The 23,090-nt window shown below is 52.4% G+C and carries 25 protein-coding genes and 1 tRNA gene; 14 read left to right on the top strand and 12 right to left on the bottom strand.

Annotated features, from left to right (window positions below; genetic code table 11):
* Positions 1-69: 69 nt before the first annotated feature.
* Genes ACOJWD_RS04760 through mraZ form a run of 3 tightly spaced genes read right to left on the bottom strand, consistent with a single transcriptional unit; the run spans position 70 to position 1,925 of the window.
* Positions 70-528 carry a hypothetical protein gene (locus ACOJWD_RS04760; protein ID WP_486992075.1) on the bottom strand — a complete coding sequence of 153 codons (459 nt, stop codon included), beginning with the start codon at positions 526-528 and terminating at the stop codon, positions 70-72.
* Positions 529-577: 49 nt separating this feature from the next.
* Positions 578-1,525 (bottom strand): 16S rRNA (cytosine(1402)-N(4))-methyltransferase RsmH, encoded by a 948-nt coding sequence (gene rsmH / locus ACOJWD_RS04755; protein ID WP_486992074.1) that lies wholly within the window; start codon positions 1,523-1,525, stop codon positions 578-580.
* Complete coding sequence (gene mraZ / locus ACOJWD_RS04750; protein WP_486992077.1) at positions 1,494-1,925, bottom strand: division/cell wall cluster transcriptional repressor MraZ; 432 nt, start codon at positions 1,923-1,925, stop codon at positions 1,494-1,496. Before mraZ ends, rsmH begins: the two co-directional genes overlap by 32 nt.
* A gap of 256 nt (positions 1,926-2,181) precedes the next feature.
* Here mraZ and ACOJWD_RS04745 point away from each other — a divergent pair.
* Positions 2,182-2,257, top strand: a tRNA-Ala gene (locus ACOJWD_RS04745).
* 611 nt (positions 2,258-2,868) lie between these two features.
* Here the strand turns inward: ACOJWD_RS04745 and ACOJWD_RS04740 are convergent.
* Positions 2,869-3,012, bottom strand: coding sequence for a hypothetical protein (locus tag ACOJWD_RS04740; protein WP_486992073.1), 144 nt, complete (start codon positions 3,010-3,012; stop codon positions 2,869-2,871).
* 82 nt (positions 3,013-3,094) lie between these two features.
* On the bottom strand, positions 3,095-4,495 hold the full coding sequence (locus ACOJWD_RS04735; protein ID WP_486992072.1) for an OFA family MFS transporter: 1,401 nt from the start codon (positions 4,493-4,495) through the stop codon (positions 3,095-3,097).
* A 391-nt stretch (positions 4,496-4,886) separates the two neighbouring features.
* Between ACOJWD_RS04735 and ACOJWD_RS04730 the strand changes: the two genes are divergently transcribed.
* Positions 4,887-5,828, top strand: a complete 942-nt coding sequence (locus ACOJWD_RS04730; protein ID WP_486992071.1) for a LysR family transcriptional regulator — start codon at positions 4,887-4,889, stop codon at positions 5,826-5,828.
* Here the strand turns inward: ACOJWD_RS04730 and ACOJWD_RS04725 are convergent.
* Together ACOJWD_RS04725 and ACOJWD_RS04720 are read right to left on the bottom strand one after the other, a co-directional pair.
* Positions 5,812-6,216, bottom strand: coding sequence for a hypothetical protein (locus ACOJWD_RS04725; protein ID WP_486992070.1), 405 nt, complete (start codon positions 6,214-6,216; stop codon positions 5,812-5,814). The genes ACOJWD_RS04730 and ACOJWD_RS04725 overlap by 17 nt on opposite strands.
* A gap of 5 nt (positions 6,217-6,221) precedes the next feature.
* Entirely contained in the window at positions 6,222-7,004 is a 783-nt protein-coding gene (locus ACOJWD_RS04720; RefSeq protein ID WP_486992069.1) for a glycoside hydrolase family 25 protein, read from the bottom strand.
* 571 nt (positions 7,005-7,575) lie between these two features.
* Here ACOJWD_RS04720 and ACOJWD_RS04715 point away from each other — a divergent pair.
* Positions 7,576-9,177: a hypothetical protein gene (locus ACOJWD_RS04715; RefSeq protein WP_486992068.1), complete on the top strand. Its 1,602-nt coding sequence runs from the start codon at positions 7,576-7,578 to the stop codon at positions 9,175-9,177.
* A gap of 245 nt (positions 9,178-9,422) precedes the next feature.
* Here the strand turns inward: ACOJWD_RS04715 and ACOJWD_RS04710 are convergent, their stop codons facing one another.
* Positions 9,423-9,785, bottom strand: a complete 363-nt coding sequence (locus ACOJWD_RS04710; protein WP_486992067.1) for a transposase — start codon at positions 9,783-9,785, stop codon at positions 9,423-9,425.
* A gap of 770 nt (positions 9,786-10,555) precedes the next feature.
* Between ACOJWD_RS04710 and ACOJWD_RS04705 the strand changes: the two genes are divergently transcribed.
* From ACOJWD_RS04705 to ACOJWD_RS04670, 8 genes are all read left to right on the top strand, one after another.
* Positions 10,556-11,188 carry a hypothetical protein gene (locus tag ACOJWD_RS04705; RefSeq protein WP_486992066.1) on the top strand — a complete coding sequence of 211 codons (633 nt, stop codon included), beginning with the start codon at positions 10,556-10,558 and terminating at the stop codon, positions 11,186-11,188.
* A gap of 26 nt (positions 11,189-11,214) precedes the next feature.
* Complete coding sequence (locus ACOJWD_RS04700) at positions 11,215-12,027, top strand: cytochrome c oxidase subunit II (protein WP_486992065.1); 813 nt, start codon at positions 11,215-11,217, stop codon at positions 12,025-12,027.
* Positions 12,028-12,056: 29 nt separating this feature from the next.
* The gene (locus ACOJWD_RS04695; protein ID WP_486992064.1) at positions 12,057-13,922 is read left to right on the top strand and encodes a cytochrome c oxidase subunit I; all 1,866 of its coding nucleotides are present in this window, start codon (positions 12,057-12,059) and stop codon (positions 13,920-13,922) included.
* Positions 13,923-13,936: 14 nt separating this feature from the next.
* Positions 13,937-14,488, top strand: a complete 552-nt coding sequence (locus ACOJWD_RS04690) for a cytochrome C oxidase subunit III (protein WP_486992063.1) — start codon at positions 13,937-13,939, stop codon at positions 14,486-14,488.
* Positions 14,489-14,521: 33 nt separating this feature from the next.
* The gene (locus ACOJWD_RS04685) at positions 14,522-14,746 is read left to right on the top strand and encodes a hypothetical protein (RefSeq protein ID WP_486992062.1); all 225 of its coding nucleotides are present in this window, start codon (positions 14,522-14,524) and stop codon (positions 14,744-14,746) included.
* Between the two features lie 11 nt (positions 14,747-14,757).
* Positions 14,758-15,651: a hypothetical protein gene (locus ACOJWD_RS04680; RefSeq protein WP_486992061.1), complete on the top strand. Its 894-nt coding sequence runs from the start codon at positions 14,758-14,760 to the stop codon at positions 15,649-15,651.
* Position 15,652: 1 nt separating this feature from the next.
* Positions 15,653-16,546 carry a heme o synthase gene (locus tag ACOJWD_RS04675; RefSeq protein WP_486992060.1) on the top strand — a complete coding sequence of 298 codons (894 nt, stop codon included), beginning with the start codon at positions 15,653-15,655 and terminating at the stop codon, positions 16,544-16,546.
* A 579-nt stretch (positions 16,547-17,125) separates the two neighbouring features.
* Positions 17,126-17,383: a HepT-like ribonuclease domain-containing protein gene (locus tag ACOJWD_RS04670; RefSeq protein ID WP_486992076.1), complete on the top strand. Its 258-nt coding sequence runs from the start codon at positions 17,126-17,128 to the stop codon at positions 17,381-17,383.
* Here the strand turns inward: ACOJWD_RS04670 and ACOJWD_RS04665 are convergent.
* Positions 17,353-17,817: a c-type cytochrome gene (locus tag ACOJWD_RS04665; protein WP_486992059.1), complete on the bottom strand. Its 465-nt coding sequence runs from the start codon at positions 17,815-17,817 to the stop codon at positions 17,353-17,355. The genes ACOJWD_RS04670 and ACOJWD_RS04665 overlap by 31 nt on opposite strands.
* Before the next feature lie 136 nt (positions 17,818-17,953).
* Here ACOJWD_RS04665 and ACOJWD_RS04660 point away from each other — a divergent pair, with 136 nt between their 5' ends.
* Both ACOJWD_RS04660 and ACOJWD_RS04655 read left to right on the top strand, forming a co-directional pair.
* Positions 17,954-18,319 carry a hypothetical protein gene (locus tag ACOJWD_RS04660; protein ID WP_486992058.1) on the top strand — a complete coding sequence of 122 codons (366 nt, stop codon included), beginning with the start codon at positions 17,954-17,956 and terminating at the stop codon, positions 18,317-18,319.
* 60 nt (positions 18,320-18,379) lie between these two features.
* A complete protein-coding gene (locus ACOJWD_RS04655) occupies positions 18,380-19,663 on the top strand; it encodes a cytochrome P450 (RefSeq protein WP_486992057.1) in 1,284 nt (427 codons plus the stop codon).
* A 30-nt stretch (positions 19,664-19,693) separates the two neighbouring features.
* On the opposite strand, the gene ACOJWD_RS04650 is transcribed toward ACOJWD_RS04655, so the two are convergent.
* From ACOJWD_RS04650 to dps, 3 genes are all read right to left on the bottom strand, one after another.
* Entirely contained in the window at positions 19,694-20,116 is a 423-nt protein-coding gene (locus ACOJWD_RS04650; protein WP_486992056.1) for a Fur family transcriptional regulator, read from the bottom strand.
* 61 nt (positions 20,117-20,177) lie between these two features.
* Entirely contained in the window at positions 20,178-21,644 is a 1,467-nt protein-coding gene (locus ACOJWD_RS04645) for a catalase (protein ID WP_486992055.1), read from the bottom strand.
* Between the two features lie 32 nt (positions 21,645-21,676).
* Complete coding sequence (dps, locus tag ACOJWD_RS04640) at positions 21,677-22,162, bottom strand: DNA starvation/stationary phase protection protein Dps (RefSeq protein WP_486992054.1); 486 nt, start codon at positions 22,160-22,162, stop codon at positions 21,677-21,679.
* Positions 22,163-22,274: 112 nt separating this feature from the next.
* Here dps and ACOJWD_RS04635 point away from each other — a divergent pair, with 112 nt between their 5' ends.
* Entirely contained in the window at positions 22,275-22,646 is a 372-nt protein-coding gene (locus ACOJWD_RS04635) for a hypothetical protein (protein WP_486992053.1), read from the top strand.
* Positions 22,647-23,090: the final 444 nt, after the last annotated feature.

The raw sequence follows: 23,090 nt of genomic DNA, 5'->3' as shown, positions 1-23,090 counted from the left end.
TGAATGCTCCTACGAAGATGGTAAGCCATAATGCCCGCCAACGGGCTAGTTTTCGTCCTCTCATAGCCTTCAGCGACCAAGCGTTTGGCTAAGGTGCTGAATCCAGGTGGTCACCACTTGCATCATGCTCGGCTTCTTGATTTGCATCCCAGCACTTGACGACGTCGAGGACGTCGGAGACACGTCCGGAACCAAAAGGGGTACCTTCAAGCGAACGGCATCCTGCTCCAACGCCACGGTAGAAGTCATCGATGCTACCTCCGATGCCATCGACTGATTTTCTCGGGTTAACGACGCATATTGCGAATTCATTTGGTCATACTGATAAGACATGGTGAGCACGTGCATGGCCAATACACTGGCAATAATAGCGCCCACCCAGATACCTCCAAGCCACAGCACCGTACCCGCCCAGGGAATACGAAATTGACGTCGAACACGTTTTTGAACCTTGGGACGCAGTCGTTGTTCCCAATCGCGTGCCAAATCCCCTTCATTGTTGATGGCCCATGAGCGTTCTTCAATCATTCTAAAATCCCCCCGCAATATCTTCCAAGTTCAATCTATCAGCTAAAACTTAACCTAACTTTTCCGCACAGCGCAGCTTGGCTGAACGCGCTCGAGAATTCCCGTCCAATTCCGCTACATCCGCGGTGAGCGGATGTTTCGTAATGAGGCGGGCCATCTCCTGAGCCTGCCAATCACGAAACTGATGCTTCACAATCCGGTCTTCTAACGAATGAAAAGAAATGACTGCCAAACGACCGCCTGACCCCAAGCAGCCCCAAGCCTCCTCTAACCCCTCCTTTAATGCCCCCATCTCATCATTCACCCAAATCCGCAGGGCCTGAAATGTTCTTCTGGCTGGATGCCCTCCAGTTCGTCGTGCCGAAGCAGGAATGGCAGCACGAATCACCTCCACTAACTGGCCGCTGGTACGAATGGGTTCGACGCGTCTGGCTTTGACGATGAATTGGGCAATACGCGATGCCCAGCGTTCCTCTCCCCATTCCCGAATCGCATGTGCAATCTCTTGCTCTGACTTCTGGTTGACGAGACGAAAGGCAGTCACAGGATTATTGGGATCCATCCGCATGTCCAACGGTGCGTCGTCATACTGATAAGAAAAGCCACGCTCTGGCTGATCTAATTGCGGCGAAGAAACCCCCAAATCCATGAGCACCCCATTCACTGCCGATATATCGCTGGACGCTAAAAGATCCTTGATGCCGCGAAAGTTTCCTTGCAACAAAGTCACCCGGCTACCATACGGCTCTAAACGCTCTCGTGTGTGCTGAAGAGCTTGTGGATCCTGATCGATGCCGATAATTCGAGAATGCGGGAACGCATCGAGAAGCATTTGAGCATGGCCACCACCGCCCACGGTCGCATCAACATAAAGCCCGTCAGATTGAGTGACTAGCACCTCTAACACTTCTTGTGGCAGCACGCTCTGATGCGAAAACTCTCCCATCAATGTCTCCTGTCCCATGCTAAAACCCAAAATCAACCATTTTTTCTGCAACGTCCTCATATCCTGCCTGGGCTTCTGTCTGATATGCCTGCCATTTTTCCAGTGCCCACAGTTCCACCCGACTGGATACTCCTACTAACACCACTTCTTTAACCACACCGGCATATTCTCTTAACCGCGGCGGAATCGTCACACGCGCCTGTCGGTCTACCTCCACGTCCTGAGCGCCCGCGAGAAAAAGTCGTTGAAACGCTCGGGCATTAGCATTTGTCATTGGAAGTGCTTTCAGTCTCTCCTCCATGCGTGACCACTCCGCCATGGGATAAAGAAAGAGACACCCATCCAACCCTTTGGTCATCACAAAATGGGTGTCCAGATCGTCGCGAAGGCGTGCCGGAATGGTGACGCGGCCTTTTTCATCCAATGCGTGGCCATACTCTCCCATCATCACCCCAACATCACCCCCCGACACTCCACTTACTCCCACTTTCCTCCACATATTCGCCCTTGGGCGTGACATTCCTGCTACTACTTTTGATTTTTCACAAAGAAATTTTTTCCATCAAATTCCGATCCATTTGCCCAAGACTAACGATGAAGCCACAACCGTGAGAAATTCAACGACAAACACGATCAAATCTGCCTTTTCGGTCATCCACTTCCATTGACACGGCATGATGCGCTTATATATAATCAATAAGCGCTGTGGGGGCGTAGCTCAGTTGGGAGAGCGCTAGAATCGCACTCTAGAGGTCAGGGGTTCGACTCCCCTCGTCTCCACCAACCTTTTAAACCGCAAGGCTCAAGTCTTTGCGGTTTTTTTATTTGTGTAGAGACCACCACGCAGTAGGACTAATGGGACAATTTCGGGGCGAAAGCGCAAAGACTCTACAGCTCCGATAGACAAAAACGCCCCCATCCGAAGATGAGAGGATAGCATTCTATTTTTCGATCCCTACGCACATCTCGAACCATCTACTTATTGTTCCTGCACTATCAAAGAAGTCGGTCCATGTGCGATGGGTTAACCTAATGAGCAAAAACCCCATATTTCCACTCATCCGGTGTGGCTTAGTATCTGCCGTCACCGGGATTACTTAAATCCGTCTCGCGAGGCAACGCTTGCATAAAATAGTCCCATCCTATGATTCTAGGGATCCCTGACGGGCGCCTGACTTGACCAATTTCTGACTCCCTTGGCACCCACTCGACCAATCTGACTCATCACCGAGAACCGCGTATCAACAGATCAATGTTCCGTCCAAATTCGCCGCGGCTTGTCAAAAAAGATAGAGGGCTAAGTAGAGTACAAAAAAACTGGGCGATGCGCGTATTGCACATTCGCCTTCTAAAAAACAATACAGGAAATCAATAATCACGAGTCGCGTGCCCCGCTATGAGTTCTTGCGAAACATGACCCACAGAAACACCGCGCCCCGAGAAATCAATGCTGCGGCCAAAACCCCTCCAATTAACCACCAGGGTGTACGGTGAAACCCCAACCCCAATAGGGTAAATGCTGCTAGCGCGTGATCCATCGAGGTGTCCTCCCTTTTCGAGAAAAAATCGGGATCTCACACCGCCTGCTTTGAGAGATCCCGATAATTTATGACAGTTTTGTTATGCAGGCGGACTAATATCCAGCTTCGGTCCATCAAATTCGTCGCCCATAGCGCGCCTAACCTCAGCTTCCGACGGCGGTGCAAAAAATATAGCAGCAATAGCGCCCGCGGCAATCGCCATGATTCCCGCCACAATGAACGCCCAGGTGTAGCTACCAGTCCCCGTAATCAGATAGGCAGACACCACACCACCGTATACGCCACCCGCTATTTTCGCCGCGTAAATCGTGCCATAGTTTTCGGTCTGATGATCCGTACCAAAATAGTCGCTCACCATCAACGGGTTTAGCACGAACAGCGACCCAGAAGTGCCTCCTGACAAGAGAGCAAAGATCACGAACACCACCGGAAGATGAGCACGTCCCGCCAATAGTGTTCCAATAGTCGTAACGCCTAACAATGTGTAGACGATCACCTCTGCCCACCGTCGACCTATGGCATCGGATAGTAGTCCCACCAACGGTCTCCCCGTACCATCGGTAAAGGCAAATCCGGTCGCTCCGGCAATGATGGCAACAGCTCCCAGATGCATTGCCACTGCAAATGGATAATAGAATCCCACACCAAACAGTGACGTCCCGGCAATGAAGAGGAACTCTAACACCATCCACGGAGGTTTTGACGTGCGCCACATTTGCCGAGTGGTCATTTGCCGAATGGCGGGTGGGTTGTGTTTCAGAGACCAAGCAGCCTTGGACTTGGTGAACTCAATAGGATCAACCTCTTTAGGCCACCAGCCCTTAGGCGGATCCTTAAACCAGAAGCTAATAATAATCAGACCCCCACCCAAGATGGCCCCAGTCATGTACAAAATGCTAATGAAGTCGTGCACATTAAACGATGTGGCATAAAGAATAATAAACGGTACCGCTCCATATGCCCAACCTCCGTCAACGAATCCAGTCCGCCAGCCCTTCTTTTCCGGGTACCATTTGGCTACGGTATTCACGCAGGTAGAGTACACCATTCCAGAACCCATACCGCCCAGCGCGGCATATCCGGCATAAGATATCCACGGAGCCGATGAGTGCGCTAAAAAGAAGTAGGCGATAGCCACCAGGATGCCACCGACCAGAATGGCCGTCTTAGGTTTCCACCAGGTAGCACGTTCCCGAAATCGCCCGTTAAAATACGACACACCAGCCTCAAACGCAACATACACCGAGTAATTCCAAAAAGCCGTGGTCAGACTCCAATGATACTCGTGCGCTACGGTAGCAGATGCTGCACCCCACCCGTATTCCAAAGTCGATGCAAGCATCATTCCGATCCACGGAAGAATGATCATAACTATTCGGCCGTATCCCATGATGTCACGTGGGTCTTCGCCTACGCGGAATATCCTTCCACGACTATCCCGAATTTCTTTATAAGCGGAGCCTCCCGTCGCTGTAGCCAATCGGTTTCTCCCCTTTCTCATGCGTTCGCCCTGGCGAACTGTCGCTAGCTAACACCCTATGTTCTGGGTTTTTCCCATCGCCGCCATTGGGCCTTTAATAAATTACTCGTGTCACGAGGTGACAGGGCGCTCATCAGACTGAAATATTCGATAAGAGCGACTAAGCTATATTAATTTCAATTCCCGCTCATGCACAATGCTATCTGAATTATGATTCATCATAATTTATAGTTATGGCGAGGCGCACCATCAAGGAAAACCCCCATAAACCCTAGCTTTTCGGCACTTCCAGTTCCCTCTTTACCTCCGCGCTACCGCCAATAAAATTCTCATTAGTAGCAATCTTATATGCAATAATTGGTGGGAACACTCAGACGTTGGAGGAGTGATTTTGTTGACCTTGCGTCAATTAGAACTATTGGTAGGTATCGCAGATTTCCACAGCATCTCGCACTGTGCTCTATCTTTCGGATTAACGCAGCCTGCAGTAACACATCAAATCCAACTGCTTGAGGAAGAACTGCATTGTCCATTGGTCCAGCGCCGTACGCGTGGTGTCACCCTAACCGCACAAGGACAAATTGCGGTGTCCCATGCCCGTACGGTTCTTCAAGAAGCTCAGAAAATTGTGGCCCAAGCCAACCACTTTAAGAGCTCACTGACGGGGCGCATTACACTGGGTGTGAGCCCATTATCAATGGTGACTCTAAGACATTTCCCCGTCATATATCGAACATTTCACAACATGTATTCCGAGGTCCAAATCCAGCTTCGCGAACTGGATGGTCTACATATCATAGATCAGCTGAAAAACCGCCAAGTGGACCTGGCCATCACCCCCCTGCCACTATTTTCTCTAAAGGCACACGCAGAGGAGTTGTGGCGTGAAGAATTAGTGGTGATCTCCAGTCCCGAACAGCACTTAGAACCCGTCATCACCTTCGAAGAATTGCGCCATCGTGAGTTTATTCTCATGACTTCCGGCTATAGCGTGAATCTCACCATTGTTCGTCTAGCGCGACAAGCAGGATTTGAACCACGTGTGAGAGCCGAAGCCCACACTCTTTATTCTTTGCTGGGATTTGTCGCCTCCGGACTCGGCATCGCTGTAGTACCAATGAATTCAGTCGTCCTTGAATGTGAGGCCGGATTATTAGCCCTCAGCCGCCTCATTCCGACGACCTATCGTCAAATTGTCATGGCGTATGATTATCTGCAAGACATTCCGCTCGCCGTTCAAGAATTTATGACTCATATTCGGGCTTACGCCCGAGGCGTCAACTCAAGCATGGAGAGTTTGCTCACTGGTCCCACAATCACGCCATACGATTAGGGGCGACGGCCACACGGGACTCGATTAAGGTCGATAGATAACTGGGCACATCCGGCAGTTGGGTTTCTAATATGGTCAACGCCTGCCGACTCATTTGACTTGTGACACTGGCGAGCACTGTCTGGAACACACGACTTTTTTCGGTCGATGACCAATGGTCATTCGTCTTTAAGGTGTTGACCATGGTTTGATTGGCCGCCAGAACCGTATTTTCCACGATGTCTTCGGCTTGTTGAACGGCCCAATCCAATCTCTCTTGAAGCGTCTGATGCTTTATTCGACCCACCGCATAAAGGGCGTACTGGGCTCCCTTCGCCAAAAGCATTGTGGCAAACGCGCTAGCCAACGGTAAAATTCCTTTAGTAATATCGATAAACAGCGTCGGCACGCTCATCATCCCTTTCTTGACAATGGATTTTCATGGGTCACGATTCCTTTTACGGAATCCCATACCGGACATGCGGCCTTTGTGGTTCGAGAGGATGCCCTTAGGGTCGGAGAAGGCTGTGCAAAAACACTCCCGTCAACAGGACCGATAATGTTCGCGATGCGTAAATCGTTGGTATACTGCCATCCGAAATATGTTGTCCAATCCCCCACGTCCGGCGGGGCTGAATGCGGAAGTCGACTTCCTCCCGGATAGTCAGCAATCCAGAGTGGTCGAGCACGAAGTGTCTCTAGGATCCCCATGTGGTTCGCGATGAAAGACGGATAGGAATAAAATATAGCCACGTTTTCCGCATGCACAACGGCGGCATCCACGCACGACAAAAAGTGAGACGCCCATAAGGTGAGTTTGTCAGGTGTGAGCCCCCCATCCTGTTCTAAGTCCAAGATAGGCCAATCGTTGACCGCGATTCCTCCCTGGTGATTCACAACCGACAAAAAATATGCCGCCTGCTGCTGCGCATCACTTTCCAAATTCGGCGTCTCTCCCGGGACGGCGGCATGATATGCTCCCTTCAATACCCCCAATTGCGTCAGTGCCCGCCAACTATGTGCAAACATAGGGTCTTGGTAGTTGGTTCCGTAGCTAGCGCGAACAATAACCCTGGTGATGGAAGGCTCCATCCGCTCGAGAATTGGAACAACCTGATGCCAATCAATTGGTTGGCCTTGGTTATTAAATTGCGAAACATCAATAGCCCGTTCCCACGAGGATTGAGGAATCTGCACCCCATCATCTCCCTCCTGATAACTCTCTATATACCCCTATTGGTAAATTATGCATTGGCTGCCGTAAAGTGTCTTTCGAATCCAGAAGGTCGAACGTCATTGCGTGGATGACTCGCTCTTAGGAAGGTCAAGCGCAATGGAACCCAGTTGAACATCCAGGGTCTTCCGCGTGAAGAGGTAAATATTGGAGCCCCCTAATGATCGACTCCTTCGGTAAATTGGATTAATGTTCCGACTATCTAGAGGAAAATTGATACTCGCTAATACAGACGATGTCGTACTAGCCGCTAAGTCGGATCGCTATTGATGGTATTCAATACCACCCTTGGACCTTCGAAGCTGGGCCCTCCCCAAAAATCCGGTCTAATCCCGCGAAATCCATTATTACAAGACGACATAACCGCGTCAAAAACCCGTGTGGTCCTCAGTTGATTTCATCAACCGGGACGACTGATATGCACGCGAGCTGTCACCTTGTCTCTAGTTATGAAGTTATATTTTGCATAGATGGCGTACTCCATCATAAGTTGAAAAACCTTAGGCACATCTACCAAGGAAAGAGGTTATTGTATTGATGATAAAGAAGTATCGAGCGCTCGGCATGGCCCTGGCACTCTCCTCCGCGAGCCTTTTAGGATTGGCGCTGGACACTACACCCGCCCTAGCTGCCAGCCCACTGAATCCCTACGCTGCCATTAAACTGAACGGGGCAAGCCACCCCACCGTCTATCTTCAGCGCAATGGCACGCTACATGCTATTGGTTCCGCACAAGAATTTTATGATCTAGGCTATTCTTTTAGCGACGTGCACCGTGCAAATTTGCTGCCGGATCCCATCGGTAAACCCATCGAACTGTTTCGTCAAACGGCCAATCCAAAAGTGTATCTCCTGCAGAACGGCACTCTTCACTGGATTTCCACTCCCGCCCAGTTATATGCGCTTGGCTACACTTTTCACGATGTCTACAAAGTGAGCGTTCTGCCTGATCCGATTGGAGCACCGGAAACGGTCCCATCAACCACACCCACCTCTCTTGACTTCCTTTCTGGGTTTCCGTATCTCCCCGCCACGTCCGGAGTCACCAAGACGATCGCACTCTATGCCCTCACCTCGACGGGCACTATACAGAGCCTCTATAGCGGCCAAGCCACTGTGCAATGGTCCTCTAATGCGGCTGGCCTGCAACTCGGGAACAGCGTCAGTGCGGTCAACTCGCCGATCACCGTAACCTTTCATCAGGGAGTGGCGCACGTCAATGTCACCACCGGGACCGGCGCCATCGGCACTCAAGCGCAGTTACTCGCCGAGATAGCAGGTAGCACCTCCGAGACCCATCTCACGCTGACCTTGGTCAGCGCCAATTCTTCGGTACAGGCCGGCTACCGGGTGTATACGCCTAGTGGGACCCCGGTGTCGGGGCTTACTCCTCTTTGGGACAATACCCCTACAGAAGCATTGCAGATTAAACCGGTCAATGGCTTTGGAAATCCTGTGGCAGCGCAGGTAGGAGATCCGGTGGTGACTGGGCTGGTCACGGGAGAGCCCGGGGACCAAGCCTACATGGAACACGTCAATATGTCCTCAGGCGCAACATCGACCGCGATCACCTTCAATGATGAGGAGACAGACGAATCAGGTCCCATGACCCCCACCAAGAGTCCGGGAGTGATCCGCGTCTATGTCTCCGTGCCCCGCGAGGCATTAGTGACACGTGTGGTGAACCAGGAGACGGGAGCGCAAATGTCTTTGACCTCACCCATCTACAATTATCTGGACAATAGTTCATCTGTGGAATTCACGCAAAATCTTTCCGGCATCGTGGCCAACCAATCTTACTTGGTCACGGTGGCATTCGATAGCGCCCAGGGTAGCCAGATTGTCGGCAGTCCCTTAACCCAGTTTGTGCCGCCAATGTGGAATACGCCGCTCTCATCAGCAGCCGATTTTTACTACGGTGTGAACACCGTGCCTGGACTATCGTCTGGCGCTTATGTGGGGCCACTATCGACAGCAAACCAAGGAAAAGACACCTTCGTATTCCACAGCGGGAACGGTTCTTCCCCTGGTGGAGCAATAGCACTGACACTCAATACCCCACCCAGCCGCGAGTGGATCGGAGGTGCGATCCCGAGTACTCTGACCACAACTCAAGTCCTCATGAATAGCTATTAACCTCCCCCCGTGATAGTACCAGGGATTCTCCGCAATACTTGCGGGTCAAAGATCGCTATCAAAGCGCGAGTCACGCACGTCGGGGGCTGTCCCAAAAGGGGCAGCCTTTTTTGGGACAACATCGGCGGGGTCAGGATGGGGAGGAAAAATGGCCCTCCGGGTTATCCTTGAAGGGCGGTCTGCTTCAGGAGGTTATGAGCGATACCGAGGAATCCCCATTCGGTTTTCACTTTGTCCAGCCCTCGTCACAAGAACCGCCGGAACCGGCGGTCTTCTTTAATCTGTCCGAACACGCTTTCCACTTCGATGCCTCGGCGTTTCATTAATGCCGCGCCCGATTCACTGGCCAATTGGTCGCGGACTTGTTGTTTGTAACGGAGGAGTGTGGGGCTGACGCTGATGGACCGATACGTCGCCTGGGTACATTGGTCACGCAGAGCGCATGTCGGACAGTCGTGGGCTTGATATTCGCGTAGTTGCACCACGTATCCAGTAGTTTCCGTGGCTTCTTCGGTTGTGCGAACCAAGGCGAGACGTTTCTCCGCGGGGCACACCCACGCATCGGTGGTCTCGTCATAGGTCCAATTGTCGACGCGTTGGATCTCCACTTCTTGGCCGTCTCGAGATAGTAGGTATTGAACTTGACCACGGCCGTGCGGCGGTGCGTGTCGAGATACGCATAATTTTCCTCGCTGCCGTAGCCGGCATCCGCCACGGTGGTTTAGGGTAACCGACCCAGTTGCCGCTGAAGGTGGTCCCAAGTGGGGAATGAGGCAGCGCGTATCCCCCGGGCGTTGATGCACACTAAACCCGACGATGCATGGATTTTCTGTCCCAATTTGCACGTTGTAGGCCGGTTTGAGCTGTCCTTTGTCCTTTGTTGAGATGGTCATCTTTCATGCGCATAAAGGTGGCATCGGGATCGATCTTGCTGAAGCTCATCCGATCCCCGAGGATGTCCCGTTGCTTCTCATATTTCTCGAGACGGGGGAGGCCCTCGTGACGGAACTTCTTCACGAGGCGGGGCGCCGATTTTGTCGCGGTTGTGGTCTCCGTGGTCGCTGGGAGCCACGGCTCATCAGAAGCGCCGAATCCGGCGCCTCTGTTACGACGGCTGAATTCCCTCTTTCCTGCAGTTGCTTGGCTAACGCACTTTCTGAACGGACAAAACGCCCCCCTGTCCGTCACAACGCCCGTCTATGTAGGAAAAGAGCCTCTGAGAGATCATTCACGCGCCAAAATTCTCCATTAATACCTATAAGTAACATGCTCCAGATCCCATAAAAGCCGCCTTTCATGGGAATTTTGATAACTGTCGCCAACCAGATCCAGATGCGAGGCTAACCCGTAAAAACTACAAGCCAAGGAGGTTTTGATAGTGGCAGAAGACAACATCCAGCAACCCGCAGAACCCACTTGGAGTCGACGCCAATTCATTACCGGACTGACCGGATTAGGCGTCGCCGGGGCCATCACCATGTTCGGAAAATCAACAATTGTCGATATGGCTCGGGGTGTTTTCGGATCGCCCGTGTCCAGTGGGCTGATTCACGTCTATGCCTTGGATTACTATTACGTACCGAATTTCATGACTTGGCGGGTGGGAGACCAAATGGAAGTGGTCTTTCATAATCAAAGTCCCACCCACTGGCATGAATGGACAATGGGACGTCCCCATCCGGTCATGCAATCCTTCCAGGGATTCGGCTACCTCAACGGCGGAAACTGGGTACATGACTTTTGGGATGGCGTTCATGTCACTTTGAGCGATCCCATCGCCATTGATAATTTTGTCCCCCACAAGGCGATTATGACCTATATCGGCCCATTGGGGCCCTATCAAATTGAGTCTGGAGGGGACTTTAGCCCCACACTTCGTCCCGGAGGCAGCATTCACATCTCCTTTACGGTACCCGATAAGCCTGGAGTATGGCACTTTGGGTGCTTCGTTCAGCAGTTCATCCACTGGCGCACGGGAATGCGCGGGACAGTCAATATCGTGCGCGACTAGAGAGTCCGAAGAAAGGACATCACACCATGGACATAATGGTTTTTGGCGTTATATGGATTGGGATATCGGCCCTAGCCGAATGGGGCATTCACCGCATTCAAGCCAACACCATGTATTTTCTTCTGACCAATCAGGGAAACATTGCTCTGCATGCGTTCAATTTTTTGCTTACCATGCTCACGCCGGTATTCCTCTTGGTGCTTATATATGTCATCTATGCGGCAATCCGCTTTCATGCCGATAGTCCGGAGAGCAAGCCGAGCCGCTCACAGAAAGCCAGCAATTCACTCTTTACGGGGATTTGGATCACCGGCAGCATTGCTCTCAACCTGTTATTTTGGTTGCATCCGACGTCCGCTGACCTCGAGCAGATGTTTGCCGCACAATTGCCCAGCGTCAATAAAAATGATCTCAAGGTCGATGTCACCGCCCGACAATGGGAGTGGATGTTCAGCTATCCCCAATATCATCTCACCCAAACACTCAATGCTGCAGGCGATGACGAACTCGTCATTCCGGAGAACAAAAAAGTGGAGTTTGCTTTGAGGTCCTATGACCCCTTTCACACCTACGACATCGAGGCCGGAGTGATTCACTCGTTTTGGATTCCGGCGTTCGGGATTAAAGAGGATGTCATCCCGGGAGAAACGCGCTATGAGTACATCGTAGCCAACCGCACCGCGACCTATCAAACCAACCCGGAAGTCCGTGTTCAGTGTGCCGAGGTCTGTGGCCCCGGTCACCCTTGGATGGAAGCCCCGATCAAAATCGTGACCCAATCTCAATTTAAGGCCTGGGTGAAGAAGGAACAAAAAATGCAAGCTGCGGCAGGTTCTTGATGCCACAAACTCAAGGGGAGTGATTATCTATGGCTCAACGCGTTGTATCGACATCGCCGTCAAAAGTGCACATCATGCCCCCTATGTTGCGGGGATTTCTCTGGGCAGGCATTGGATTTTTAGTCTTTAATGCCATCACAGCCGCCATCAGCCCCGACGTGGGGCACCCATTTATGAATGAACGGTCCATTACCATTGGTTGGGTGGCCGGATTTATTGGTTGGCTTTTAGGCGTAGGAGCGTATGAAGGGATTGTCTTGCCCCTCTTCGGGGTAACGCCGCGAATTGGCGAGGCCACCGACTGGCGAAGATATTTTGCCTTTGCGACCGAGCACAAAGTGGTCGGTCTACAATATCTGGTCTCGTCCACCTGTACATTCATTTTAGCGGGTGCCATCGCGATGGCCATGCGCATTGAACTGGCCTCTTCCACCATGTTCTTCTTCCATTATTCCGATCAATACCTCTCGGCCGTGGGAGTTCACGGAACCCTCATGATGTTTGCCGTGGGGACGGTCGCCTTAGTGGGTGGTCTGGGAAATTACATGGTGCCCCTGATGATCGGCACTCGCAGCACCATTTTCCCCCGTCTTTCGGGTTTAGGCCACTGGATGGTGCCTGCTGGTGTGTTGACCATCGCCTTTAGTCCGCTTTTAGGGTACTGGACGACCGGTTGGCGTGGTTATCAACCGTTGGGTAGTCAAGACCCAAGTGGCGTGTTATTTTACTATCTCGGCGTAGCCGCCCTAACCATGTCCTCTATAATCGTATCATTGAACTTGGTCACTACCGTCATCTTCAGTCGCGCCCCGGGACTGACTTGGGCACGTCTACCGCTTTTTGTCTGGGGCATCGTCACGGTATCCATCTTAAACTTGATTTGGCTACCAGAAATCCAAATGACCTTCATCCTGGAACTGCTAGACCGCATTGTCCCGCTCAATCTCTTCAATGCAGCCGGAAGTCCTTTAACGGAGCTCAACCTCTTTTGGCTATTTGGTCACCCCGAAGTCTATATAATCGTGGTTCCAGCTTTTGCCCTCTGGAATGAAATCATCCCGGTGATGGCACAAAAGACGCTGTTTGCTCGATCGTGGGCCATCATCGGACTGATGTTTGTCATGATGATTTCTGGACTGGTGTGGGCTCATCACATGTTTACCAATATGAGGAATTCGGAAATGTTCCCCTTTTCGTTTTTCACCGAAATGATTTCCATCCCCACAGGATTTGCCTTTATGGCAGCCATTGGTACCCTATGGAAATCTCGCTATCGCCTGACCACGCCAGGGCTCTTGGTATTAATGAGTATGTACAATTTCATGTATGGCGGCATAAGCGGGGTATTCCTAGCAGACCCCCCCGTCAATTTGCAAGTCCATGACACCTTTTTCGTGGTGGCCCACTTTCATTACACCATCATCGGCGGAATGATCTTCTCGTGGGCGGCGGCCATGTACTATTGGCTACCAAAAATTACCGGTCGCATGTATAGCGAATTCTGGGGAAAACTTCTCTCCATCTGGATCTTCGTCACGTTTAATACCGCGTTTAGTGTGATGTTTCTGGTGGGCTTAGAGGGCATGAATCGCTGGGTACCCACCTATCCGCCTTATCTGCACCCCCTGAACTTAATCATCTCCATTTTCGCGTGGGCACTGGGCATCGGATTTGTGCTCCATGCCGTCCATATTGTATGGGCCTGGCGAAAGGGGCCCAAGGCCCCGGAGAACCCTTGGAGTGGCCAAACCTTAGAATGGCTCGCCACCACTTCACCGCCTCGCGAAAATAATTTTGAAGTAATTCCAGATATCGTGGACGGGTTTTACGAATATGGTCCCGATCGAGGCACGATTGTCGCCAATCTGGACCAAGTCAACCCCGAGCATTCATAAGAGGAGGGATAGTCGTGGAACCTACTCAACAACTGCAAGCGGATCGTCATATGGCAGCTCTACAATGGGGATTCCGACTCTTTTTAGGGACTCAAGTCATTCCCTTGGTGGTGCTGTTCACCACACGCTACGAACTCGATGGCTACTACGTCGCCCCAACTGTTAATCAATTATTAGGGGCGGCGGATGCCATCCTGATGCTCATTAGCATGTGGTTTGCCGCTAATGGCTTAAAGGCCATTCGCAAAAACGACCTCTATACACTGCAACACCGTTTCAAGGCGGCCATCGTGGTAGGCCTTGGCTACCTGGCGCTCTTAATCTACCAGTGGAGTCAACGATCGATTCCTGTGGGTACGCGATTCGGGGAAACGTTCTATCCCAGCTTAGGTGTCTCCGCCTTTTACACCTTAGTGGGTCTCTTCGTCTTAGTCGCGATTACCATGCGCTCGGGGAGGATGCGGTTTGACTCCCACAACTATTGGGATGCCCAAGCTGCCACCTGGTATTGGGTATTTCAGGGCGCTGCCGCCGTCATCACCTACATCTACCTCTATTGGGTTTGACATCAGCACATCACTCATAAAGGAGCAAAAACCATGTCACTCTTTTCAGCCTTGATCGGCGTCGGCTTTTTTCCGGGGCTACCAGTTCGCATCCCTTATAGTCCGGGCATGGAGCACTGGTGGGATATTTTTTGGTGGGCCTTACAAATTGGTACCATGGCCTATCTGCTCGTATTCTTTCGCAAGTCGGCCGACCAAGTGGACTCCCGCTTTAATCCCAAGAACCCCAACCACAGTAAAAAAGACAAGAACCGTTAGGAGTGGGCGCCATGCCGAGGGCTGAAAAGATTTTAGAGAGTACCTTCAACGTCGACTTACTAGCGTTAGCATGGATTTTCGTCGCCGTCACCGTCCTGACCATCCTAGGGTGGTATTTCTACGATGGTCTAGGACAAGGTCGAAACGCCTTGTCGACTGAAAATTGGATTCCACCGTCCCGACGCTCGCAAGGGCTGGTTCTCTTCATGGCCGCCTGGTGGGCTTTGGACCTCATTTGGCATAGTCGAGCGATTGTGGTCACCCCACATTTTTGGCAAGCACTAGTCAAGACCACCCCCCGGGTGCCGGTGCTCTCGGCTTTGGTGATCCATCTCTGGGCCGAAAACCCCATCGCCTGGGACTTTGGATTACTGGTCGTGAATGCGTTGCTCGTCCTCATCATGGCCGTCACCTGGCCGCGCATTCCCCGCTACCTGGTGCTCTTTGCCATGGTTTGGGGAATCCTGCGTTGGGTGCTGACGGGGCTCACTGGGACGGTCATAGACGGATACGCGCTACCCGGTCCAGGAGGTGACCTGCTGGCGGCAAGTGCTGCCTATCTTCTGCTCTATCCTCGACAGGTTCGCGTGCTCTTAGCCATCCTCTTTAGCGGCATGGCACTAGATATCATGATAAGCGCTCCTCATACGCCGGGACTCGCTGTTTCGCTGGGGCTGGTCATCGGATTTTCCGCCCTAGCCTGGGGCATCATACGCGGATGGCCCGCTTTAACCCTGCGCACGCTCCTCATCATGATGACCATCGATGCCGTAGCCTACCATCTAGGTACTAGTGCCTACCATAGCGGACTAAACACCCTGGTTGAACCGGCGCTCTTAGTCTTGGGATGGTCAATTCACATGAATACCGAATCCGGACGACGCCAGACCCACCTTGGAGGTTAACATGGAACCCGTCATCATCAGTCGCGCTAGACCCACTGAAATGATCCGCGATTACGTTTCACTGACCAAGCCACGGATTATCGTTCTGCTCTTAATCACTGCGTATTGTGCCATGGTCGTGGCAAAAGGAACTTTACCGAGCGGCATCTACACCCTCAACACCCTCGGAGGCCTCACGCTATCCATTGCCGGAGCCCATGCGATCAACATGTGGTATGATCGCGACATTGACCAACTGATGGTCCGCACCCGAGAACGCCCCGTGGCACAGGGGCGTATCGCCCCCATGGAAGCCCTCAGCTTTGGCATATTTCTAGAAACCTCTTCGTGGCTATGGCTTTCGAGGACCGTAAACGATGTGGCCGCTCTCTGTAGTCTCTTCGGATTCCTCATCTATGTTGTCGTCTACACCGTCTGGCTAAAGCGGCGTTCCCCACAAAATATTGTCATCGGAGGGGCTGCAGGAGCATTTCCACCTCTAGTGGGATGGGCGGCCATCACGCCCCACTGGTCGATAACTCCCGTTCTCATGTTTATGACCATCTTTCTCTGGACTCCCCCCCATTTCTGGGCGTTAGCACTCTATAAGCAAGAAGACTACCGCCGTGCCCACGTCCCGATGCTTCCCCTGATCGTGGGGCCGCGATCCACCATCCGCGCCATGTTTTTATATTCCTTACTGTTAATCGTCTGTAGTCTCGCCCTAGGATGGTTCGGGAACTTGGGCGCGCTCTATTTTTGGACGGCTCTCGCACTAGGTCTGGGATTTGGCTCCTCAATACTGCTGTTAATGGGAAACCGACGGAGCCTCGCCCCGAAAAAGGTCTTTTTCATTTCTCTTTTGTACATGGCGGGCATCTTTTCCGTTATGGTCGCTGCCGTATTATCGAAATAGTGCTCAAGGGCGGACGTAATGAGGGTCCTGAAAACTTGAACCATTAAAGGGCTCTTTCGCTGGGCGGACAACGAAAGGTTCCTTGTGCTCAGCCCAGCACGGAAATTGAAGGAACCCAAATTGGCCCAGCGAGTGCCGAAAACGGTGACGATGGTCGAAACTGGAATGGTTGGTTACGGGATGCCTGTCGCACGACGCTGGAACATGCGGTCATCGAGTTCATCTTGTTACGGGCTGCCGTGTCGGCGAATCCGCGGAGTTGAATCGCCCTGGTGTGGATTAGCAGAAGGGCAACGTCGTCATGGGGGGAAAGGGCAACAACGAACGCGAAGTCTACCTCGATTCGAAAGCCCGAATTTGGCTCACCCGTATTTCACGCAGCGCCATGACGCGGATCCCGCCCTGTGGGTGACGGGGCGGGATCCGCATCGGTTATCCATTCATGGCCTGCAAGGGCCTTTAAGAGGGTGGCTGTGCAATCCATTTGAGGCCATGAGCAGCCCGATGCGACCCCGCTCTATGCCGTTTTGAGCGGCGAGACATGACACCAAGCCTACCAACGCTACTTCGTCCAATAGCATCTGCCGCTGGGCCACCTGCAGAATCTCACCGGCCGCCGGGCTTCTCGACCAACCATGGACTGCTCGGTATCCCGATGTTCCATGGGCCGCCATCACACGCACTGGCCATCGGGTCGTGCATGACTATGGTCATGTAGATCCCGACATTGTCTTTGACATGGTTCAGCCAGGATCGAGGCAAGGCCGCGTGAACACGCGACCTCCCCGATGTCCCACTGTCCCCTACTATTTGGCTTTCGAGATACTCCAAACATAGGCTGAGACGTTCTTCACATCCACGGCACTCAGCGTTCCCGGATGATCCCCTGGCATTTGCGCTTGGATAAAACTTTCTAAGGCCGCCTCGGTTTTAAAGGTCGAATAGACCGGCGATGGCGAGGATAATCGGGGAGCGCTTAACGATCCATTGCCTCCCGGACCATGGCACGATTCGCATTGCGCAGAGAATATCTTGGCTCCTGCAGCGACCATATCAGCTGGCATGGGCGTATGCGTGTTGCTGGTCACTTTCTTGCGGTTATGGCGGTTGGGCTTCCCCTCTAAATTATTATCCCGCTGATTGTTCTTCGTCCCCTGACGTCCCACCTGACTATGAGAGTTGGGGTGGCCAAATATCGACGAAGCATGCGCTAATGTACCGCATCCCAGTGACAAGGTCAGAACGGTAGCCGCAATGATTTTCCGACGCACAGACTTCACTCCTTATCAGTCCGAATTCGCATCGTTAGAATGTCCCGCAAACGCCAATTCCAATCGCAAAATTTTTTTGCCAAAATGCATAGTTCTCGCTCCCATATAAACACTAGGGAGAGGAGTTGATGTAAAGGTGAGTTGGGTGCGTATTGTCATTGAATACATTGTGGCTTTCATCGCCATGTGGGCGTATCAAATGCTGTTGCCGGGATTCCCCAAGTTCGGGCTCAGCAACATTGCCGTGGTGGCCGCGGCGGTGGCCTTGGTCTCATATGCACTGACTGAAATGCCAGGAGGCTATGTATCGGCTTATGGTCGCGCCGTGCTGGCGTGGATTGCAGGAACGTCGGTACTTTCCATCTACTTTACTCTCTTGCCCCACTACACCGGCCATCCGTATGCGTATTTTGAGGGGGCATTGGCTGTCGGTGTCATTATTGGTCTTACGGAACTTGTGATTGCCCCCAAAAACGCACGGGAGGCCCATGGGCAACATTAGCTTAACCTTCTCCCGCCGCTGTCCCATCCTGGTACACTAGTCATAGACCCGGAAGGGACGGTGGTTAGAACGCGTATCGCCAACATTCCCGGGCCGACCGGCTCTTCACTCGGTCGGCTTCGTGCTTTTCATCGCAACCCGTTAGATCTCTTTTCCGCCCTGACCCGCGAGTATGGCGAGCGGGTGCAGTTTACCATGGGGCCCTGGAACTTTCTCTTGCTCAGTGATCCAGGTGATGCGGGTCCTGTACTCTCCCATCACCTCGGCCATTTTGTCAAAGGTCCTGGAATTGAACGCACCAACCCTTTTATCGGCCAAGGACTGCTCACCTCTGAAGATGACGACTGGCTGCAACAACGACGGGCGCTTCTCCCAGTTTTCCGCACCCACAATGTCACATCGATGCTGCCATCCATTACGCACATCTTGGAACGACTCATAGCCGAGTTACCCACGGAGCGTCCGTTCAATGTCGAACCCGAAATGCTACAATTGAGCTTAACTCTGGTCCTCGAAACCCTATTTCAGTCTCCGCCATTGCCCACGCAATCCGTCGGTCAAATGAGCCAAGACATTCAATGGATTATGGATCACTTTTATCGACGTTCGCGCAGCGTATGGCGGTTCCCTTATCATATCCCGGGGTTTAATCGACGCTATCATGCCCGCGCTGCCCGCGCTCGGCGCTCCCTTGATGCTCTAGAACCGGCATCGCGTCCCTATGAAACAGTCTTTCCCCACATCTCGAAAGACCGCCCAGCATGGTACCACGAAGCGCTCACGCTCATCGTCGCCGGCCACGAAACCACAGGCCATGCCCTGGGTTGGGCACTCGATCTGTTAAGTAAGCATAAAGAGACCACCCAAAAAGTTCTCGATGAAGGCCAGGTCGAGGGCCCCATCACCGCTAAGACACACCCCGTCACATCGGCTGTGTGGAAAGAAACCTTGCGGCTTTATCCTTCAGCGTGGCTGTTGAGCCGCACACCACTCCAGGACTTCCCCTTGCACGATGTGGTCATTCCCAAAGGCACCATCATCTTGATCTCTCCTTGGCTATCGCACCGCAATCCACGATTTTTTCCCAATCCCGATGCGTTCCAGCCCGAACGCTTTCTCGACGGATCGGGCCTACCCCCTTATGCCTATATTCCCTTTGGTGCCGGACCGCGCGCCTGCATTGGTGAACATCTCGCCACTACCGAAGCGCTGTTAGCGATTTCTCTTATTGTAAAGCAGTATCATCTGACATCGTCGGGACCGCGTGGAGTATTTCCGGGGATTACCTTGGCTGCGTCGGAACCCATCTTGATCACGTTAAAACCGCGAAAAAATATGGCCTAGAGATCTCCTCTAGGCCATATGACGACCGTATTAACCCGTGGAACAGCGTTGGCAAGTTCCCTTAAACGTCACATCGACTTCCCCCACCCAAGTTCCGGGTTCGGCCCCCGCAATGCGAAGCCCCGACAACCCTTCCACTTGTACATCGTACCAACGATGACACGACTCACAATAGAAGTGGTGATGAGGCTCAAGGCGCAGACCATAAAGAGCCATTCCATCGGCCGTGGCCAATTCTTCACACAACCCGGTACGCACCAACTCATCGAGCACTTTATAGGTGGTCCCTCGCGCTAATCCCGGCATTTTGGACAACAGTTGGTCACGAACCTGGTCGGCACTCAAATGGGCTCCACCATGATCCAATAGCCACTGCAGTACGGCTTGACGTTGCGGTGTGACCCGTAGGCCCCGCTCTCGCAAAAGATTTTCTGCTGACGCTTGATGACTCACTAGGTCACCTCCTTCGCCATCGTCTTATAGTATGTGATACCGTATTGACGAATATCGGGCTCTACGAGATGAGGCTGTCAATCGCGCTCTTGTGATAGCCGAGCCCCTTGGCTACCCCTTCGCCGTAGCGCGGATCGGCCTTCAAAAAATGACCAATCTGCCGCCGCTGGATCGCTTCGGGAACATTCTTCATCGAAACGACGATATTGTCAATTAATCGCCGCTGCTCGTCTGCCGTCATCAGACGAAAGAGGTCACCCGCCTGACGGTAGTCGTCATTACCATCGTGATGGTCATATCGATCAGCATCCCCCGAAATCTTGAGGGCTGGCTCACGCCATTGGCTCGAGTCTTGCGGTCCTCCGAAAGAATTCGGTTCATATACTGGACTGCCGCCGCCATTATCATCAAAGCGCATCGACCCGTCACGATGATAGGTGTGTACGGGGGCTTTCGGCGCATTAATGGGCAGTTGCGCATAGTTAGTACCAATGCGATAGCGGTGGGCATCCGGATAAGAAAACAGGCGCGCTTGGAGCATCTTATCAGGTGAAAATCCCATGCCCGGCACCACATTTGAGGGTTCAAAGGCGGATTGCTCTACCTCGGCGAAATAATTCTCGGGATTACGATTGAGCTCCATCACCCCCACCTCAATTAACGGGTAATCCTTATGAGACCATACTTTAGTGAGATCAAACGGGTTTACTGCATAGTGCAACGCCTCTTCTTCAGGCATGATTTGCACCTTGACACTCCAGCGCGGATAGTCGCCGTTCTCAATGGCCATATAGAGGTCGCGGGTGGCGTAGTCAGCATCTTCTCCAGCCAGTTTTTCGGCGACCTCACGGGTGAGATTGCGAATCCCTTGTAACGTCTTAAAATGCCACTTGACCCAATACCGCGTATCGTCAGCCGCGAAGAGACTAAAAGTGTGACTGGAGTACCCATTCATATAGCGGAATCCGTCCGGAATCCCGCGATCAGAAAAGAGGATAGTGACTTGGTGAAGCGATTCTGGTGACAATGACCAAAAGTCCCATTGCATAGTGTCGGAACGCAATCCGGTGACTGGATGGCGCTTTTGACTGTGGATAAAATCACTAAATTTCAACCCATCGCGCACAAAAAACACCGGCGTGTTGTTACCGACCATATCCCAATTGCCTTCTTCGGTGTAGAACTTCACCGCGAACCCCCGCGGATCGCGGGCTGTATCCGCCGAGCCCTTCTCCCCCGCAACGGTGGAAAAGCGCACGAACACCGGCGTTTCTTTGCCCACTTCAGAAAATAGCTTGGCCTTGGAGTAGCGGGTAATATCCCCTGTAACGCGAAAGATCCCATGCGCTCCTGACCCCTTCGCGTGGACGACGCGCTCAGGTACGCGCTCACGATTAAATTGTGCCATCTTTTCGATTAACTGAAAGTCTTGGATTAACACCGGTCCTCGCTCACCGGCAGTCATAGAATTTTGATTATCAGCCACCGGAATGCCCGCGTGTGTGGTCATCGGTATGTGTTTTTCCACGTCAATCCCTCCTCTGGGAAATGCGATGAGTCCTAAGCATCAAGATGCGCTTCAATGAACCACAGGTCCTTATCCAGTTGACGGGACACCTCGGTCAATAGATCAGCGGTATCTGCATCGCCGAGTTCCGTTGCCCGATCAATATCACCACGGATGAGATTTGCCACCAACGCCAGTCGTTCGGAGACCAGACCCATCACCTCACGGTCCGCTCTCACGTCTATGGGCCAAACGGGCAATATCGTCTCTTGGGCTATCGATTGCAGAGTCATCCCCGCCTGACCGCCCAATTGAGCCGCTCTCTCAGCCATCGTGTCTTGCGCCCCCAAGATATGCTCGGCAATCTGATCAAACAGCTCATGATAGGCCATAAAGTGGGCACCTCGCACATTCCAATGCGCGAGCTTCGTTTGCACGTATAAATCCGTTAAAACCCCTTCCCGCTGATTTAATACGGTCACCAGCGATTGACGTACCTTAGCATCTATATTGATCTGCGTCGTTTGCAACTTTTCCATAATGACCCCCCTCTCTAGAATACATATTATCATATGATACTTAGTACTACAAGAGTATAACACTTTATTGGCAACGTCAGTTTAGCGTAAAATATCTTGCAAGGAGGTAGAGATGAATACCATCGAAGAGACATTGGAGCGGCTCATCGAGCCGATTATCTGGTACGTCAATGACTTGCCGTGGCCAAGGGACGACTGGTCCAGATTGGAAATGCACCCGCAGGTACAAACGGTGCCATTATTGGCACCGCCCCCCATGCGATGGCGATGGCCACTGCATGACATCGCTGTTCGCGGGTTGGCAAAAAAACCGGGCGGGACGATTTGGTTTTGGGGTGAACCCTTGGGTCAGGAAAAACAGGCACTCTTGGATGCGATGCTCATAGCCAGTCGAGGTCGATCCGCCTTATCTCCGGCGAATAAGGAGCGTATGTCTTCATTTCATGAACCCAGAGACCTCGCCATCTTAACCGTTCCGGGGTGAACCCGATGTGCCGAGGCGGTCCGCCTGGCTGCATCCATGGCTTTGCCACACTCGAATATCACTCTACACGTGTTTATGCTCCACGATTTACCCGCTTTGATCCAAGAACTCAAGATGACTACGGCTCCGGTGCTATACGTGAATGATCGCGATATGACCGGACCCATCAACGAGTGGACGCTGGTGCACCAGGTCATCGAGAATGGCTAATCCGTCGATCGCGAAAAATGTCGGATGCTGGACATTTCTGTCAATGCATCCGACCGCCTTGGCAATACTCCGAGGGCAGGCTGATATTAATACGCGAGACCGACGCCACCTCACAAAACGGCATCCTACCTTGGTATCATACGCTACCCCTATCCGTGATAGCCGTTAACCAAGCCTCCACGGCCAATGTCTGGTGCCACGCTTGCGCTACACTCATGGCACGCCGCGATAGCT

It is taken from the genome of Sulfobacillus sp. TH-112 (assembly GCF_057473405.1).
The sequence above is the reverse complement of the archived record's forward strand: the minus strand, read 5'-3'. Positions and strand labels throughout refer to the sequence as shown.

What these genes read in the sequence shown, in the direction of transcription:
- ACOJWD_RS04695 (WP_486992064.1), top strand. Translation starts at nt 12,057, where the DNA reads ATGGCTCAACGCGTTGTATCGACATCGCCGTCAAAAGTGCACATCATG.
- ACOJWD_RS04675 (WP_486992060.1), top strand. Translation starts at nt 15,653, where the DNA reads ATGGAACCCGTCATCATCAGTCGCGCTAGACCCACTGAAATGATCCGC.
- dps (WP_486992054.1), bottom strand. Translation starts at nt 22,162, where the DNA reads ATGGAAAAGTTGCAAACGACGCAGATCAATATAGATGCTAAGGTACGT.
- ACOJWD_RS04685 (WP_486992062.1), top strand. Translation starts at nt 14,522, where the DNA reads ATGTCACTCTTTTCAGCCTTGATCGGCGTCGGCTTTTTTCCGGGGCTA.
- ACOJWD_RS04760 (WP_486992075.1), bottom strand. Translation starts at nt 528, where the DNA reads ATGATTGAAGAACGCTCATGGGCCATCAACAATGAAGGGGATTTGGCA.
- ACOJWD_RS04740 (WP_486992073.1), bottom strand. Translation starts at nt 3,012, where the DNA reads ATGGATCACGCGCTAGCAGCATTTACCCTATTGGGGTTGGGGTTTCAC.
- ACOJWD_RS04635 (WP_486992053.1), top strand. Translation starts at nt 22,275, where the DNA reads ATGAATACCATCGAAGAGACATTGGAGCGGCTCATCGAGCCGATTATC.
- ACOJWD_RS04700 (WP_486992065.1), top strand. Translation starts at nt 11,215, where the DNA reads ATGGACATAATGGTTTTTGGCGTTATATGGATTGGGATATCGGCCCTA.
- ACOJWD_RS04680 (WP_486992061.1), top strand. Translation starts at nt 14,758, where the DNA reads ATGCCGAGGGCTGAAAAGATTTTAGAGAGTACCTTCAACGTCGACTTA.